The organism is Streptomyces sp. NPDC034099 (genome assembly GCF_055575415.1).
On record NZ_JBVISR010000029.1, the window covers coordinates 1 to 15,620 of the forward strand.

At 68.3% G+C, this 15,620-nt stretch carries 13 protein-coding genes and 3 pseudogenes; 7 read left to right on the forward strand and 9 right to left on the reverse strand.

Going from position 1 to position 15,620, the window contains the following annotated elements; all coding sequences use genetic code 11:
- Positions 1–203: 203 nt before the first annotated feature.
- Positions 204–629, reverse strand: a pseudogene (locus tag ACZ56V_RS38735) (TroA family protein); the annotation flags it as partial.
- Between the two features lie 189 nt (positions 630–818).
- Here ACZ56V_RS38735 and ACZ56V_RS38740 point away from each other — a divergent pair.
- Positions 819–1,295: pseudogene (locus tag ACZ56V_RS38740) on the forward strand (DJ-1/PfpI family protein); the annotation flags it as partial.
- Between the two features lie 234 nt (positions 1,296–1,529).
- Here the strand turns inward: ACZ56V_RS38740 and ACZ56V_RS38745 are convergent.
- The 3 genes from ACZ56V_RS38745 to ACZ56V_RS38755 all read right to left on the reverse strand — a co-directional run bounded on the left by ACZ56V_RS38745 (position 1,530) and on the right by ACZ56V_RS38755 (position 6,471).
- Entirely contained in the window at positions 1,530–2,723 is a 1,194-nt protein-coding gene (locus tag ACZ56V_RS38745) for a serine hydrolase domain-containing protein (protein WP_468948484.1), read from the reverse strand.
- 47 nt (positions 2,724–2,770) lie between these two features.
- Positions 2,771–3,943, reverse strand: coding sequence for a serine hydrolase domain-containing protein (locus tag ACZ56V_RS38750; protein ID WP_468948486.1), 1,173 nt, complete (start codon positions 3,941–3,943; stop codon positions 2,771–2,773).
- A gap of 149 nt (positions 3,944–4,092) precedes the next feature.
- Positions 4,093–6,471, reverse strand: coding sequence for a fibronectin type III domain-containing protein (locus ACZ56V_RS38755; RefSeq protein WP_468948487.1), 2,379 nt, complete (start codon positions 6,469–6,471; stop codon positions 4,093–4,095).
- A gap of 260 nt (positions 6,472–6,731) precedes the next feature.
- Between ACZ56V_RS38755 and ACZ56V_RS38760 the strand changes: the two genes are divergently transcribed.
- The 4 genes from ACZ56V_RS38760 (at position 6,732) to ACZ56V_RS38775 (ending at position 8,144) form a co-directional block, all read left to right on the forward strand.
- Positions 6,732–7,115: a hypothetical protein gene (locus tag ACZ56V_RS38760; RefSeq protein ID WP_468948489.1), complete on the forward strand. Its 384-nt coding sequence runs from the start codon at positions 6,732–6,734 to the stop codon at positions 7,113–7,115.
- Positions 7,079–7,483, forward strand: coding sequence for a hypothetical protein (locus tag ACZ56V_RS38765; protein ID WP_468948490.1), 405 nt, complete (start codon positions 7,079–7,081; stop codon positions 7,481–7,483). The genes ACZ56V_RS38760 and ACZ56V_RS38765 overlap by 37 nt, the downstream gene beginning before the upstream one ends.
- Positions 7,484–7,535: 52 nt before the next feature.
- Positions 7,536–7,883, forward strand: a complete 348-nt coding sequence (locus tag ACZ56V_RS38770; RefSeq protein ID WP_468948492.1) for a DUF6924 domain-containing protein — start codon at positions 7,536–7,538, stop codon at positions 7,881–7,883.
- Between the two features lie 117 nt (positions 7,884–8,000).
- Entirely contained in the window at positions 8,001–8,144 is a 144-nt protein-coding gene (locus ACZ56V_RS38775) for a hypothetical protein (RefSeq protein WP_468948494.1), read from the forward strand.
- 478 nt (positions 8,145–8,622) lie between these two features.
- Here the strand turns inward: ACZ56V_RS38775 and ACZ56V_RS38780 are convergent, their stop codons facing one another.
- Positions 8,623–9,183 carry a TetR/AcrR family transcriptional regulator C-terminal domain-containing protein gene (locus ACZ56V_RS38780; protein WP_468948535.1) on the reverse strand — a complete coding sequence of 187 codons (561 nt, stop codon included), beginning with the start codon at positions 9,181–9,183 and terminating at the stop codon, positions 8,623–8,625.
- 80 nt (positions 9,184–9,263) lie between these two features.
- Here ACZ56V_RS38780 and ACZ56V_RS38785 point away from each other — a divergent pair, with 80 nt between their 5' ends.
- Complete coding sequence (locus tag ACZ56V_RS38785; protein ID WP_468948496.1) at positions 9,264–10,514, forward strand: FAD-dependent monooxygenase; 1,251 nt, start codon at positions 9,264–9,266, stop codon at positions 10,512–10,514.
- A 324-nt stretch (positions 10,515–10,838) separates the two neighbouring features.
- A pseudogene (locus ACZ56V_RS38790) lies at positions 10,839–10,995 on the forward strand (integrase core domain-containing protein); the annotation flags it as partial.
- Between the two features lie 79 nt (positions 10,996–11,074).
- Here the strand turns inward: ACZ56V_RS38790 and ACZ56V_RS38795 are convergent.
- From ACZ56V_RS38795 to ACZ56V_RS38810, 4 genes are read right to left on the reverse strand one after another with little or no spacing between them, the layout of a single operon-like run.
- The gene (locus ACZ56V_RS38795) at positions 11,075–12,604 is read right to left on the reverse strand and encodes a sensor histidine kinase (protein WP_468948497.1); all 1,530 of its coding nucleotides are present in this window, start codon (positions 12,602–12,604) and stop codon (positions 11,075–11,077) included.
- Positions 12,601–13,305, reverse strand: coding sequence for a response regulator transcription factor (locus ACZ56V_RS38800; RefSeq protein WP_468948499.1), 705 nt, complete (start codon positions 13,303–13,305; stop codon positions 12,601–12,603). Before ACZ56V_RS38800 ends, ACZ56V_RS38795 begins: the two co-directional genes overlap by 4 nt.
- Before the next feature lie 47 nt (positions 13,306–13,352).
- Positions 13,353–14,228 carry an ABC transporter permease gene (locus ACZ56V_RS38805; RefSeq protein ID WP_468948501.1) on the reverse strand — a complete coding sequence of 292 codons (876 nt, stop codon included), beginning with the start codon at positions 14,226–14,228 and terminating at the stop codon, positions 13,353–13,355.
- The gene (locus ACZ56V_RS38810) at positions 14,225–15,139 is read right to left on the reverse strand and encodes an ATP-binding cassette domain-containing protein (protein WP_468948502.1); all 915 of its coding nucleotides are present in this window, start codon (positions 15,137–15,139) and stop codon (positions 14,225–14,227) included. Before ACZ56V_RS38810 ends, ACZ56V_RS38805 begins: the two co-directional genes overlap by 4 nt.
- Positions 15,140–15,620 lie beyond the last annotated feature (481 nt).

Sequence of the window (15,620 nt, forward strand, 5' to 3'; positions counted from 1 at the left end):
GGAGAGACGCGACGACATCCACGAAGCCTTCCTCGGCCTCGCCGTCTGCCTCATCACCCACCGCCACGTCCAACGCCTTTGTTAGGACCTCTAAGCGAGATCCGGTAGATCCGCGCGGAGGACTCCGCGATGCCCGCACCGGCTACTGAGGTCTCCCCGCAGGGCTGCGACGACGACCCCTCCAGGATGACCGTCGCCGACAGCTCGCGGGTGGCGAAGCCGTTCTTCTGCTCGAAGCCGTACGAGGTTACGGACAGGGCGAGGTCGGGACGGAGCCCGAGCATGGCCTCGCGGGGGATGTCACCGGCTCCGTTGAGTGTGACGCCGCCGGTGGGGAGCTTCTTGATCGCGTCGGCCCGGCCGGGTACCTCGGACCTGCCGTAGCCCTGCTGGTTCGCGACGATCCTGTCCTCGATGCCGAGGGCGAGCAGTGTGGAGACCTCGGCGACAGACGCGCCGTTCATCACGACGACCCGTTCGGGCGCCTTCTCGAAAGTCAGCTTCCGGCCGCAGTTGTCGAGGGTGACCGGGTAGCCGGATGTCTGTCCGGCCGCCTTGTCGGTGGTGTCGGCCGCCGTGTCGGACGAGGAGCCGCACGCCGCGATGAGCAGACACAGGGCCGTGGCCAGCGTGGCGACGGCCGACCGTTACATCGGCATGGGACTCCTAGCAGTGCGCTAGGGACTCGCTCATGGGCCAAATGGTTTCGGTGTAGTAGTCGCCCCAGGACCACCACGAGTTCCCGGGCTTCTCCATCTCGCCGGTGTCGTACTCGTCACCGGCCCGCAGCCACGCCGGCGGCCCGGAAACGAGTCAGCTTGTTCGAAGGTGTGGAGGAGCTGGACGCCTTCGGCCCGTGGGAGATCCTCCGCTTCTGGCAGGAGCTGACCGACCTCGACGTGGACGTCCGTACCGCGAGCCTCGACGGGAAGCCCGTGCGGTGCAGCCTGGGACTGGCCGTCACCCCCGACGGCGCCGTCGACGACGGCCCGAGGCCGGACCTCCTCATTCATCCCGGCGGTTCCGGGATCGACCAGCTCCGGAACGACCAGGCCCATCTGGCCCGGATGCGGTCCTTCGCGGGCACGGGCACCCTCCTGGCGTCCGTCTGCAACGGTGCCCTGGTCCTCGCGGCGGCACGACTCCTCGACGGGCTGCCCGCGACCAGCCACTGGAGCGTGCTGGACGACCTCGCCGCGTTCCCCGGCGTCGAGGTACGCACCGGACAGCGGTGGGTCGACGCCGGGCACATCGTGACCAGCGCGGGCATCTCGGCCGGCATCGACATGGCACTGCACCTCGTCGACCGCGTCGAGGGGACCAACAGGGCCCGGGAGGTGGCACACATAATGGAATACGCCCGGGCCGATGACACGACAGCGCGCAGTAGGCCGAGTCGACACCTGCAGCGGGAGCCGGTCCAGCAGCCCGGAACCCCGCTGGATGGGGGTTCCGGCAGGGCTTGGGACGGATGCCGCGGTGACAGCGTTCGCGTCGAGCAGCGGGTGCGCGAGTGCGCGGCAGCCGGGTCAGCGGGTGCAGAGGGCGGTGTCGAGGGCGGCTTCGATGTGCTCCGCGGCCGGGAGGGTGGTGGGCAGCGCGGTGACGGCGATGGTGGCTGCCCGGCCGTTCTTGGTCACGGCGTTGCGGGTGGTGTAGCCGGGGGCGTTGCCGCCGTGGGTCCAGGCATAGCCGCCGCAGCTGAGTTTGAAGGTGGCGATGCCGAGGCCGTAGTGGCCGTCGCCGACGGTGTCGAGGTCGGGGGCGTCGACGGTGGTCTGCATCTCCTTGAGCTGCTCGGATTTGAGGAGCTTGCCGTCGAGGAGCGCGGTGAGGAAACGGTTGAGGTCGCTGGGGGTGCCGATGAGCCCTCCCGCGGCCCAGCTGGCGGAAGGGTCCTGCTCGGTGACGTCGGTGTAGGGGGTGTTGGGGGCGGTGGCGAAGTAGCCGTGGGGGTGGCGGCCCTTGATGGTCTGGTCGCCGACGCCTGGCCAGTAGGTGTGGCGCAGGCCGAGGGGCTTGATGATCCGGTCGGTGATCTCCTCGCCGATGGGACGGCCGGTGACCTTCTGCACGATCAGGCCGGCCAGGACGTAGTTGGTGTTGCTGTAGCTCCAACCGGTGCCGGGAGCGAACAGGGCCTTCTTGTCGAGGCCGAACTGGAGGATCTCGCGGGGTTCGAAGTAGCGGTGCTGCTGCTTGGTCAGGTAGTCCTTGACGACCTCTTCGTCGTAGTCGGGCAGTCCGCTGGTGTGCTGGAGGAGCTGTCGTACGGTGATGTGGCGGCCGTCGATGCCGTCGCCGCGGACCAGGCCCGGCAGGTAGGTCTCGATCGGCGCGTCGAGGTCGATCCTGCCCTCACCCACCAGCTGGAGGACGACGGTCGCGGTGAACATCTTGGTGTTGCTGGCGATGCGGAGCTGGCCGTCGGTGGGGACCTTGGACTTGGTCTTGAGGTTGCCGACCCCCGCGGTGTAGTTGCGGGCGTGGCCGCCCGGGTCGCTCAGGGAGGCGAGCGCGCCGGGGAATCCGTCCTCCTTCACCAGTGACTGCAGGCTCTTGCGGACGGCGGCGTCGGTCCGGCCCTTGAACGCGTCCTGGCTGTGCGCGGCGGGGGTGGCGGAGTCGGTCTCCAGCGCGTTGACCGCGGGCACGGACAGGGCGAGAGCTGCGGCGACTCCGCTCAGGGCGAGCAGCGTGCGACGCCGGTTGGGCTTGGACATGGGTCTCTCCTTGCGGGAAGCGGAAGCGTTCGGTGAGCGAGTTCGGATCAGCGCGTGCACAGGGCGGTGTCGAGGGCGGTGTTGACGGCTTCCGCGCCCTCGAGGGTGGAGGGCAGGGCCGTCACGGCGACGGTGGCCGCCCTGCCCTGGTCGGTGACACCGTTGCGGTTCTCGTAGCCGTCGAAGTCGCCGCCGTGGCCCCAGGCGACACCGCCGCAGCTCAGCGGCATCTCGACGATGCCCAGGCCGTAGCGCCAGCCGTCGTTCAGGCCCTTGGTCTCGACGGTGGTCCGCATCTCCTTGAGCTGGGCGGGCTTGAGGACCTTGCCGTTCATCAACGCGGTCAGGAAGCGGTTGACGTCGCTGGGGCGAGCAATGAGCTGCCCGGCCGCGCCGCCCCAGGAGGGATCCACCTCGGTGGCGTCCATGAGCGGCCCGCCGGGCGTGTCGAACGCGTAGCCGTGCGGGTGGCGTTCACGGATGGTCTGGTCGCCCTCGCCGGGCCAGTAGGTGTGGCGCAGACGGAGGGGCTTGATGATCCGGTCGGTGATCTCCTCGCCGATGGGACGGCCGGTGACCTGCTGCACGATCAGGCCCGCGAGGGTGTAGTTGGTGTTGCTGTACTCCCAGCCCTTGCCCGGGGAGAACGACGCCTTCTCCTTGAAGGCCATGTCGAGCAGGTCGTAGTCCCCGACGAAGGTGTGCTGCCACTCGGAGAACTTCGGCATGGTCTCCGTGTAGTTGGGCAGCCCGCTGGTGTGCTGGAGCAGCTGCCGCACGGTGATGTTCCGGCCGTCGATGCCGTCACCGCGCACCAGACCCGGCAGGTAGGTCTCCACCGGTGTGTCCAGACCGATCCTGCCCTCGCCCACCAGTTGCAGGACCACGGTTGACGTGTACAGCTTGGTGGTGCTCGCGATCCGAATCTGTCCGTCGACCGGGACCCTGGACTTCTTCTTCTCCCGGTCCCCCACCCCGGCGGTGTAGTTGCGGGTGTGCCCCTTCGCGTCGCGCACCGAGGCGAGCGCGGCGGGGAAGCCGTTGTCGCGCACCAGATCGTCCAGACTCCGCTGGACCTTCGCGTTCGACCTGGCCGGAGCCTGATCGGCACTCGCCGAGGGCAGACCCACCGCCACCACCCCGCCCAGAACCGCGAGCGCGGAGACCGCGATGGCCGACCGGCGACGGAAACGAGACCTAGGGGCACGATGCTGAGACACGCGGCAACTCCCTGCTGGACACTCCTGCTGACATGCATCAGCCTCCCTCGGGAGCCCACCACGCATCGATCCCCTCTACTGCCGAGACGCGGTAGCACAGGCGCTACCGTGCCGGGTGGGGTGTCCCGGCTCCCCTCCGGTCGGTCAGGTCAGGCCGTGCTGTAGGGCAGGCCGGGATAGTCCACGCGGGCCTGGCGCAGCTGTGCCTCGTACTCGTCCGTCCAGCCGAAGGCGGTCCTGGCACGGCCGGCGAGGTCGACGCCGGCCGCACCGCTCCAGAAGTGGATGAACTCCCCCATGTTCATGTCCTTCGTATAGGACCCGTTGTGCTGGGCGTAGCGCTGGGAGAGCAGCGTGAAGAAGGAGCCGAGGGCCTGGCTCCTGCCGTGGTTCTGCCAGATCGGCCAGAACCAGTCCCGGAACCACGCGGTGTTCGCGCGGGGGAAGCCGTCCGTCTGGTCGATGACCTTGGCGTAGTAGCGCTGGGCGTCCGCGGTCAGCCCCGCGCCCAAGTAGGTGTCGTACTGATAGATCTCCGCCCACTTGCTGTCGCCCCACAACCTGAAGGCGGGCGATCCCTTGACGCCGCCCGAGGCGCCCTCCACGACGTGGGCGATCTCGTGCGAGATGACGTCACGAAGCGTGCCGTCGGTCTCGCGCCAGTCGCCGTATCCCACGTCGATCACGTTGCGGTAGTCGTGGCTCTCGTCGAAGACGGTCGCCGGATGGCCACCGCCGTACTTGTCCTTGTGGAAGACCGCGACCAGACGCCCGCTGCTGAAGTCTCCGTAGGTCTGTTTCGTGTATTTCCACAGCCGGCTGACGTAGTCGTTCACCCAGGTCTGTGAGCGGTCCATGTCCCGGTCGAAGTAGATCACCACGTCATTGCCGTCGTACACCTTGGTGAGCAGCTGGTTGTGCTCGAGCCAGTGCTCCTGCCAGGTCGCCGGCAGCGCCGACGACGGGGTCCTCACTCTGACCGGGGCCGTGTAGGGGGACGCGCCGCCGGCGTTCAGCGCGCGCAGCCGGTAATGGTAAGTGGAGTCGGCCCGCAGCCCGAGGTCGGTGTAGCTCGTCGTGGCGGTCGGCAGGGTCTTGGACCAGTTCCAGTCCGTGCCGTTGACGGAGCGCTCCAGTCGGAACGACTGCTCGATGCGCGCATCGCCGGCCCAGCTCAGCGAGACCTGGTCGCCCGAACGGGCCGTCGCGGTCAGCGCGGTCGGTGTCTTGGGAGCGGTGACCGACGCGGCGGTGTTGGCGGTCCCCGTCAGCTCCCACTCGGCCAGCTGCGTCGACGAGGAACCGTGGTTGGCCGTGATGTCCAGCCGGTGGTACCGGTAATAGCCGGTGTTGGTGAAGGAGTAGGACTTCTTCTGGAAGCGGCCCCAGAACTCCTGCCCCGACCGGGTGTCCAGCGCCGTCCACGTCACACCGTCGTCGGAACCGCGCAGCACCCAGTCCCGCGGATCGCGGTCGGGCGCGTCATTGGCCGAGGTGACGGTGTACGAGGTGACCTTCGACCGCCCGTCCGTCCCGTACTGGAGCCAGGTAACCGGACCCCAGCCCAGGTACTTGGTGTAGGGACTGTTGTCCGCGCTCCTGTCGTGGCCCTCGTTTCCGTCCTTGGCGTACCGGTCGGAGACGGTCCCCGGCAGATCGGTGATGTCCGCGACGCCTGTCCTCAAGTCGCTGGTGCCGGAGTATCCGGACGGTTCGCCGTCCGTCCCCACTGCCCGGACGCGGTAGCTGTACCCGATGCCGGTCTTCAGCCCCGGGTCTCTGAATGACCGCGCCCCGGCATCGGCGGTGCCGATCTGGGCAAAAGGCGATCCGTCCTGCGAACGCTCGATCCGGAACCCGGTCTCGGTGCCGGAACCGTCCTTCCACTTCAGCAGGCCCGTCGCCTCGCCGTCGAGGGACGCGGTCAGGTCGCCGGGGGCGGCCGGTGCGCCGGGGGCGGCGGCCCGCAGTTCCCACTCCGCGAGCTGGAAGCCCGGGGATCCGTTGTTCCGGCTCACGGTCAACCGGTAGTAGGTGTGCGCCGTCGCGGCGGCGACGGAGAACTCACGGGTCTGGTTCCGGCCGGAGAATGCCTCCCCCGCACGGCTGTCCAGCACGGTCCAGCCGGTGCCGTCCTGTGAACCCTCCAGCACCCAGTCACGCGGGTCACGGTCGGGCGCGTCGTTGGCGGAGGTCAGGGTGTAGCGATCGATGGCGGCCGCGGTCGTCGACCGGTACTGCATCCAGACGGACGCACGCGGTGTGTAGTACTTGGTGGTGACGTCGTCGTCGATGAGCTTCTGCTCACTCTCGTCACCGGCCTCGGGGTACTGGACGGTGACGGCACCACCGTTCCCGGTGATGTCGGTGCCCGGATCCGCCACACCCGAGGCGGCCGTCCGTCCGTCCGCGGCGAAGACTGCCGGTGCCCCGGCCAGGAGCGTCGTGCTGAGGGCCGCGGTGAGCAGGAACGCTGTGGAGGTCCGGGGTCTGTGCCGGCCGCCGGAGCCGGTGTGAGGAAAACGCAAGACAAGTCCTTCCGTGAGGTCGCCAGCCCTTCCCCCGCCCGAACGGGGCCGCCGCCGGTTCGGTTCACGGCATCCTCCACGGGCGCACCGTGAACGGGTCGTCTCGTGCGGACAGAGCGCTGCCCGTGGGTGCGGGAACCCGCCGTGACGGACCTTGCGAGAACGTTGTTTCGCAAGGTGGGAGAACCAAGTTCGAGCGCAAGTGAGGTATCCATGGTTGTCCGGTTCCGTGCTGTCGGACGTCCTTCTGCGGTACGGCGATGCAGTCCCTGACCTCGCCGTCGGGGCGGTTCACGGCGCTGCACTCGGTGTACGATCCGCCGTTCGCGGCACGCGACAGCGTCACATGGGAGCACGTGTGGATCAGTGACGCACCGTCCTCGAGCTGGTTGTGCCTGGGGCTGGACGGCGGCTTTGTGGCCTGGGACCACCGCGGCAGCCAGCTGTGGAGCACGAGTACTGCGTGGCTGGGCGTGCGACGGCTGGAGCTGCGGGACAACGGTGAGCTGGCCCTGACCGGCGCGGACGGCGCCGCGGTGTGGAGTTCGGGGTCCCCGGGTGCCCGCGGCGGGCGCAGGCGCCCGGACGGTGGCGCGGGGATCCCACGATGCGCCGAGGCGAGAGTCTGTCCGGACAGTCGCTGACCAGCGATGACGGATCGACCGTGCTGTTCCACGACGGTCGCGTGGTGCGGATGGTCGTGGAGGGGCGCACCTCGCACGGGGACAGGTTCTACGATCACCCGAACGTCCTGGTGCTCGACGACGACGGGTTCCTGCGCTCGCGGGCAACGGCACGGTGCTGGAGGAGATCCGCCGGGCCGGGTACCGAGCTGGTCGTCCTGCGCGGCACCGCGGAGCTGCGTGACGAGGCGGGTGCCGTCGTATGGTCGTCCGCCGGCCGTTCGGTGACGCGGGCTCTGGTGCGCGAGCCGCGAATACCGCAGGACACGGACCTGGCCGCCTGGTTCGGCGCCCTGGTCGGGGAAGGGCGCGATTACTCGCGGTGGTGAGGGACAGCACCCCGCAGGAGGTGCTCCGGCGAACGGCCTCCCGCAGGAGCGCGTGGTTCGGGGTACGTGGCTCGAACTCCAACGGCACCAGGACACCACTCATGCCGACGCCACCATCGAGGACGTGCTCGAAGACGTCCACACGTCCCTGTCCGACCTGGGCGTGCCCGAGGCGGTCTTCATTGCTGACCGGACCACCATGCGCGAGCCGGGTCATCCGCTGCTGGCCGTGTCGACCGAGGGGGGCGGTCAGCCCTTCGAGGAGGACGAGGAGGGGTTCGTCACGCAGTTCCGGGTGACGCCCGACGCAGCTGTGATCGTCAGCACGAATCTCTACATCGCCAACATGGGCTCCGAGGACTTCGCCGGCGACGAGCCGTACAGGCGTGCGGAGGGATGACGCACACGAATTGATCGACTACTCCTTACAACATGAGGAGCACGACCGTGTATTACCAGGACTACGTGATGATCACCACCACCGGGCTCGCCGCCCACGCCCTGTCCGGCGCGACGGGTGACCACGGCCAACGCGGATGCACCGGAGACGAAGTCGTCGAAGGGGTTCACCATCACCATGGTGAAGCTCGGCGCCTATATCAGCAAGGTCGCCGAGAACCGCTGGTACAGCGGGATGTTCCAACGTGCGGAATGTTCCTGAGCGGTCGGGCCGGCATCGCGAGGCGGCCATAGGTCTGGGCATGCCGATGACCCTGGAGAACGCACCCATCGGCAGCTCTGGGGCCGGGGCGCGCTGGTGACCAGCTGCGGTGTGGTCAGGCTTGAGGCCGGCGGCAACCGTGCGGATGTCTGTGAAGCTGGCGCCGCGCTTGCGGACCTGGATCGTGATGGGCGGGCCGTCCGGGTACGCGGTGCCGGACGGCGGGGGTCTGTGACGGGCGGCGGAGGATGCGGCTTCAGGGCGGGGGCGTGTCTGCGGCTGTCGGTGGCCGGGGGTTGAAGAGGATCTACCAGCCGGCGAGTCCTACGAGAGCCCAAGGACGCGTCCGTACCGGCAGGTGCCGGCCGAAGCCTGCGAGGGCGATGACGCAGGGCAGGGCCCTGCCGGTGATCCACGCCGGGAGGGCAGGGCGGCAATGGTGGCGGGGGTCCCGAGCGCTGCAGACGGCAGGTCGCTCCTATGCCTTCATGCGCTGAGCCAAGCCGTCCATGACGAGGCCCAGCCCTGCCTCGAAGGCCGACTCGTGATCGATCCGCGGCATGTCGGCCGGGAGATCCGCACTGTCGTCGGGGCCGGTGTCCGCCTGCTGCTCCAGCACGCAGCCCACCGTGAAGCGACCGGCCGCCAGCATCGCCATCTGCGCGTCCCGCTCGGGCACTCCGGCAACGACGAGGAAGGCCAGCTTGTGGCGGATCCGGTCGAGGTCTGCGGCGGGGCGAGTGCCGGCGTGGAGTCGTGCACCGTCACGACGCAGCAGCAAGGTGCGCCTGAAGCTGCGCGTGTTCTCCACGAACCAGTCGCGCCAGTCGTCGTCGGGCTCGGGCAGCGGCGCGCTCGCGTGGGGTGCCATTGCGGCCTGCGCCATGGCACCGAGGAGTTCCTTCTTGGTGCGGAAGTGCCAGTAGAGAGATGGCTGCTCGACGCCGAGTCGCTTGGCCAGCCGACGTGTGCTAATGGCGTCGAGCCCGACCTCGTCGAGCAGGTCTAGTGCCTCGGCGACGACGGTCTCACTGTTCATCTTGGTCACGTTGACAAACTATCACTGATAGATAACCCTGAAAGGAAAACCATTCAGTGATAGATTTTGGAGTGATGGGCATGACACAGGATGCGGGCAGGCGGTCTCTGCGCGTCCTCATCGCCGGTGGCGGCATCGCCGGACAGGCGCTGGCCTTCTGGCTGACGCGGGGAGGCCACCGGGTGACCGTGGTCGAGCGCTTCCCGGTACTGCGGGCCACCGGAGCCCAGGTTGACCTGCGGGGCCAGGGCATCGAGGCCGTCCAGCGCATGGGTCTCCTCGACGAGGTCCGTGGCAAACTCGTGGACGAGGCGGGCGTCGCCTTCATCGACTCCCGCGGCACAGTCAGGGCGACGATCAGGGCCAATACCTCGGGGCAGGGACGGCAGGCCCTGACGTCCGAGTACGAGATCATGCGCGGCGACCTGGTGCGTATCCTCAACGACGCGACCAAGGACGACACCGAGTACGTCTTCGGCCTCAGCGTGGATGGCTTCGAGCAGGACGAGAACAAGGTCGTCGCCCACTTCTCCGACGGGTCGTCGGGCGAGTTCGACCTCCTGGTCGGCGCGGACGGGCAAGGCTCACGCATCCGGAGGGCGATGCTGCCCGAGGACACCGACCCGTACTGGCGGGTCGGCATCCACATGGCGTACTGGTTCGTCCCGCGCATCGCCTCCGATAGCAACATCCGCGACACTTACATGGTTCCGGGCGGCCGCCAGATCATGCGCCGCAGCCACAACCCGACCGAAACCCAGGCGTACTTCGTGCTGCGGGAAGACTCCAAGGAAGCCTCCGCCGTTCACCGGCGGTCCGTCGAACGTCAGCAGGAGTTCTGGGCCAACAGGTTCCGCGACGCCGGGTGGCAGACCCAGCGCTTCATCGACGGCATGAAGACCAGCCCGTTCTTCTACTCCCAGGAGATCGTCCAGGTACGCACCGACACCTGGTCCAAGGGCCGCGTGGTCCTGACCGGCGACGCCGCGCACTGCGCGTCCCCCTACAGCGGCATGGGAATCTCCGGCGGCCTGGTCGGCGCCCACGTCCTGGCCAGAGAGATCAACCAGCACCCTGACGACCTGCCGACCGCACTCGCGAACTACGACACCGTACTGCGGCCCTTCGTCGACAAGATCCAGGCCGAGGTCAACCCGCGCCTCCTGCGACTGGCCATGCCGACGACCCAGCGCGCGATCACCACCTTCCAAACGGTCACCAGGCTCGCCTGCTTCCTGCACGTTCCCGACCTCGTCGCGCGCTACTCGAAAGAAGACCGCGGCGGCGACTGGCAGCTCCCCGACAATCCGGCACAATCGGGCGCCGCCTAAGCGCTTCTCCTTGCTCCGGACATCTCCCTCGTGATCGACGAAGAGCAGGACGGAGCCTCGCGGCCCTGCGGCATCCGCCTTTGGCCTGCCACGCCCGCAGAGGTCACTTCACCTGCCAACCTGGACCGTCGACTACAGGTTAGCGGCCAGCCTCACCCCGCCCCACACTCTCTTGCTCGGGCACCCGATCCAGCCGGAGACGCAATCAGGCGTCCCCCACCCAGCTTCTTCAACTCCCGCACCACAGCAGAGGTGCACGTCCCCCCAACGCCCCGCTGACCATTCAAGGCCGTCGGCTTCTGCTCGCCCGGGTCCGGGCCGGCAGACGAATGGGCGTTCGTGTGCCCGTACTCCAGCAACGCCGAAGCACCGAAGCTTGGCGGACTTCCGCCACAGCTACAACTATCCCCGGTGCCATACCGCCCTCGGCGGGCAGCCACCCATCAGCCGAGTAAGCAACTCTCGTGGTCAATACATCTAGGTGTCGGGAGACGCTTTGCTCTGCCTGGGCACACCTGGTCGGTGTGCCGTATCAGATGGAGCGGTGGTGGCCCATGCGGTCAGGCCTCTTTGCGAGGAGGAGAGTGAGTGACGGGCTCTTCAGTGTGCTGGGGCAGCAAGATGCGGAAGGTGGTGCCCTGGCCGAGGACGGTCTGCACCTCGACACGGCCGTGATGGGCGCTGACCAGGGAGCGGACGATGGACAGGCCAAGGCCGGCCCCGCCAGTGGGGGTACGGCCGCGGGCGGTGTCGGCACGGTAGAAGCGGTCGAAGATGCGCTGGGCCTGCGCGGTGCTCATGCCGGGGCCGTCATCACTCAGCTCAAGCACGGCCTGGTCTTCCAGCGTGCCGACACCGATGCGTACCGGGGTGCCGGGCGGAGTGTGGGCGATGGCGTTGCCAACGAGGTTGGAAGTGACTTGGCGCAGGCGTGCTTCGTCGCCGAGTACCGGGGCGCCTCGGGGTGGGCCGCCGCCTGGACCGGTCAGGGTGGCGGTCCGGTCGGGCGCCAGGGCGCGCAGGTCGTGCAGGGCGTCGGCGGCGAGTGTGCGTAGGTCCATCGGTGTGAGTCGCAGTGGCAGGCGCGCATCCGTTCCAGCTTCTGCGTCGAGGCGAGCCAAGAGGAGCAGGTCTTCGACGATGCGCACCAGGCGACTGGCTTCTTGTTCGATGCGGCTCATGGCGGCGTCGATGTCGGTGCGCTGGGGCATGCCGCCCATTCGGTACAACTCGCTGAAGCCCTTGATACCGAACAGGGGGGTGCGCAGTTCGTGGCTCGCGTCCGCGATAAAAGTGCGCATATGCGCATTGGTGGCCGTTTGAGCGGCATCTGAGGCTTCGATGCGCTCCAGCATGCCGTTGAGGGCGGCGGATAGGCGGCCGAGTTCTGTGCGGGTGGTGGGTGGCTGCGGGACGCGGCTGGACAGGTCCCCGCTGGCGATGGCCGCCGCGGTGGTCTCGATGCTCCGCAGGGGCCGCAGTCCGGCCCCGAGGGCGAACCAGGCGACGGCACCCAGCAGGATGAGAACTAGGGAATCCATCCCCAGCATCCACACGCCCAGGTGCCGGATCGTGGAACTGACCGGGTCCAAAGATCCTGCCACGACGACGCAGCAGGGAGCCTTTCCTTCCGCGCCTGCTGCAGGGACGAAACGTGCGACGGCCACCCGCCAGTCATCGCCGTCGGCCTGAGAGGGGACTTGGAAGGTGTTCCCGTCACGGGCTCGGGCGGCGGCGTGGAGGGCGGGAAGCTGCGGGGCGCTGCCCGTGGCCGGGGACAGGATGCGTTGCACCTGCCCGTTGGCGTCGAGGAGAGCGACGTAGACATCCCCCGTCAGTCCGTGCTCCACCGCATCGCGTGCCTGCGCCGGCCCGTCCGGGCCGCCGATCTGTTCCGGCATCTGCGCTGCCGCCGCGGCGGCGGTGTGCAGCCGGTCATCCAGCTGCTGGACCAACTGGCGCTGCAGCAGCGTGACGAGCAGGGCATTGCTGGCCAGTAGTGCGGTGATCACCAGCAACAGGGCAATGATCACGATCCGGCCGCGCAGCGACAGACGGCTGACCGTCCCGCGCATGAGCAATGCGCTCATGCGCGGGGCCTGCGCAGTACGTAGCCGGTGCCGCGCACCGTGTGGATCAGCTTCGGCTCACCAGTGTCGATTTTGCGGCGCAGGTAGCTGATGTAGGAGGCGACGATCGAGTTGTCTCCATCGAAGTCGTAGTGCCAGACCTGGTCCAGGAGCTGATCGCGGGAGAGAACCTGCCCGGCGTTGTCCATCAGCACGCGCAACAGGCTGAACTCGGTCGGAGACAGCTGCACCGCCTGCCCGCCGCGCGTCACCTCACGGCTCTCGGGATCCAGTTCCAGGTCTGCCACCACCAGCAGTCCGTCAGACCGCATGCCGCTGGTGCGGCGCAGCACGGCCTGGATGCGCAGGATGAGTTCCTCCAGATTGAAGGGTTTGGTGACGTAGTCGTCTCCGCCTGCCCGTAGGCCGCTGATGCGATCCTCCGCGGCGTCCCGCGCGGTCAGAAACAGGATCGGTGGGTGTCCGGTTCCCGGGCTGGCGGGGTTCTGGCGCAGGCGCCGCGAGACTGCGAAGCCATCGAGGTCGGGCAGCATCACATCCAGGACGATCAGGTCAGGGTGCTCTTCGGTGACCGCCTGCAACGCCTCAGCGCCCGTCTCGGCCATGATCACCTCGAACCCGGCCAGATGCAGGCTGGCGGACAGCAGCTCGCGCAGCGTGGGCTCGTCCTCCACCAGCAGTAGGCGCTGCGTCACCTTCATGGCACCCGTCCTCGACCTGTGACCGTTTGCCGCCACTGTCTCACTCGCTACGCGTCGCGCCTGTGGAAGACGACGAATGCCGCCGTCATCAGTGCAGCCACGCAGCCGGCCATGACGCCCAGCCCGGCCCAGGGGCTCAGCAGTGCGATGTCCTGATGGCTGGTGATGATCTGCCCGCCGGCGATCGGCGGCCAGTATTTCAACACCCAGTCGCCAGCCCGGCCCGGCAGGGCCGGAGCAAATGCTTGAACGATCAGCATCGCCCCGAACAACGTGGTCACGGTCGCTGTCGTGGAGCGGATCACCGTGCCCAGAGCCAGGCCGAAGAGCCCGGCCAGTGCCAGATACAGTCCCCCACCAAGGATGCCGCGCACCGCCACACCTTCTGAGAGGCCCAGGTGCGGCGCGCCCGCACCGGAGAGTGCCCCTTGCCCGACCAGAAACCCGGCCAGCGACACGGCGATCCCGACCGGGAGCGCCACGGCCACCAGCACCGCAGCCTTGGAGGCCAGAACTCGCGCGCGGTGCGGCACGGACGTGAGCGTCGGGACAATGGTGCGCGCCCCGTACTCCGAGGTGATGGCCAGCCCACCCAGCAGACCGAGCGCGATCTGCGCGAGCAGGTAGCCGCGCATGCTGGTGGCCAGCGGGTCGAAGGACGCCTGGTCGGCGGGGCTCAGGTCAGCGAACTCACGGCCGGCGGATGATCCGTTCAGCGCGGCGAGACCGATGCAGAACGCCAGGGTGCCCAGGATCACGAACAGTGTCGACCGCATCGTGCGGATCTTGATCCACTCGGCGTGCAGACAGTGCCGGAACATCGCCTTGGAGCCGCGGCCGCTCCTTCGCCCGGACGTCGCTCGGAGAGTGAGGGAGCGCCGGCTGCTCTGCTTGGCGGGCGCGTGTTTCGTCTTCGGGCTCATCGTCCTGTCTCCTTCTCCGCCTGGTACTCCACCGCATCCCGGGTCATGGCCATGAACGCCTTCTCCAGCGAGGCCGGGCGGGGCGCGAGTTCGTGCAGCTCAATCCCGCCAGCCGACGCCACAGCCCCGATCTCCGCAGCCTCCAGACCGGTCACGACCAGCGTGTCGCCGCTCGCGGTCCGCACCTGCACGGCTGCGGCGAGCAAGCCGCGCAGCGTCCCTGCCTGCGGGCTACGTACCAGGACCTCCCGCTCGGAATGCGCTGCGATGAAGTCCTTCATCCTCGTGTCGGCAATCAGCCGTCCGCGGCCAATGACGATGAGATGGTCAGCGGTCAGCTCCATCTCGCTCATCAGGTGGCTGGACATCAGCACCGCGCGTCCGTCGGCGGCCATCCTGCGCATCAGCGAGCGGATCCACACGATGCCCTCCGGGTCGAGCCCGTTGAGCGGCTCGTCAAAGACCAGCACCGGAGGATCACCCAGCAGCGCCGCGGCAATGCCCAGCCGCTGACGCATCCCCAGGGAAAACGTCCCCGCACGACGCCGGCCGACGTTCTCCAGGCCCACGTCCGTGAGGACTTCGTCCACCCGGCTGCGCCCGATTCCGTTGCCGGCCGCGAGCGCCAAAAGGTGGTGGAAGGCGGTGCGACTGGGCAGCACCGCGCCGGGGTCCAACAACGTCCCGACGGCCTTCAGCGGCGCGGGCTGCGCCGCATACGACTGTCCGTCCACGGTCGCCGTGCCGGAACTGGCAGCGTCCAGGCCCAGCACCATGCGCAGTGTCGTCGACTTGCCGGCGCCGTTGGGTCCCAGAAAACCGGTCACTTCCCCGGGCCGGACGGAAAAGGTCAGATCATCCACGGCGAGAACGCCGCCGTAGCGTTTCGTCAGCCCACGCACTTCGATCATCGCCGCTCCAGAGTCGGTAGTAGTGCACGCGGCCATCACGCGCACCGCCCCACTGTCGTCTGCCGACTTGAGTCCGATCTTGGTGAATGTGAACGTTCCATGGGAGCAGCCGAGCCCCTGACCGGTACGGAAGTAGGAGGCCCCATCCGTGAGGCAAAGATTCACACGAAACTCACATAAAGCAGAGCGCTTCTTCAGCCCTTCGGTGGCCGCGCAACCGAGTCCTTGCGCGCGAGGAGGGCGCGTCCGTGGTCGGCTAGGCGCCCATCAGCCGTCGCGTCGTGGCGGCTCATGATTCGCGCGGCCGTGTGGCCGCGGGCTCGGTGGGCGGCGTAGTGGGCATTGTTGCCGCCACTCTCCGCCATCCAGTTCGCGGCGGTCTGCTAGCTGAAGCCGAACAGCCGACTGAAACGAAGGCGGGTAGCTCGGCGGCGAGCCCCATGAGGGAGGAGTTTCGGGTGGGTCGGGGCCGAATGCCTAG

Coding starts and splice junctions, on each gene's coding strand:
- ACZ56V_RS38795 (WP_468948497.1), bottom strand. CDS start 12,604: ATGAGCGCATTGCTCATGCGCGGGACGGTCAGCCGTCTGTCGCTGCGC.
- ACZ56V_RS38780 (WP_468948535.1), bottom strand. CDS start 9,183: ATGAACAGTGAGACCGTCGTCGCCGAGGCACTAGACCTGCTCGACGAG.
- ACZ56V_RS38785 (WP_468948496.1), top strand. CDS start 9,264: ATGACACAGGATGCGGGCAGGCGGTCTCTGCGCGTCCTCATCGCCGGT.
- ACZ56V_RS38805 (WP_468948501.1), bottom strand. CDS start 14,228: ATGAGCCCGAAGACGAAACACGCGCCCGCCAAGCAGAGCAGCCGGCGC.
- ACZ56V_RS38745 (WP_468948484.1), bottom strand. CDS start 2,723: ATGTCCAAGCCCAACCGGCGTCGCACGCTGCTCGCCCTGAGCGGAGTC.
- ACZ56V_RS38810 (WP_468948502.1), bottom strand. CDS start 15,139: ATGATCGAAGTGCGTGGGCTGACGAAACGCTACGGCGGCGTTCTCGCC.
- ACZ56V_RS38760 (WP_468948489.1), top strand. CDS start 6,732: ATGCAGTCCCTGACCTCGCCGTCGGGGCGGTTCACGGCGCTGCACTCG.
- ACZ56V_RS38765 (WP_468948490.1), top strand. CDS start 7,079: ATGCGCCGAGGCGAGAGTCTGTCCGGACAGTCGCTGACCAGCGATGAC.
- ACZ56V_RS38800 (WP_468948499.1), bottom strand. CDS start 13,305: ATGAAGGTGACGCAGCGCCTACTGCTGGTGGAGGACGAGCCCACGCTG.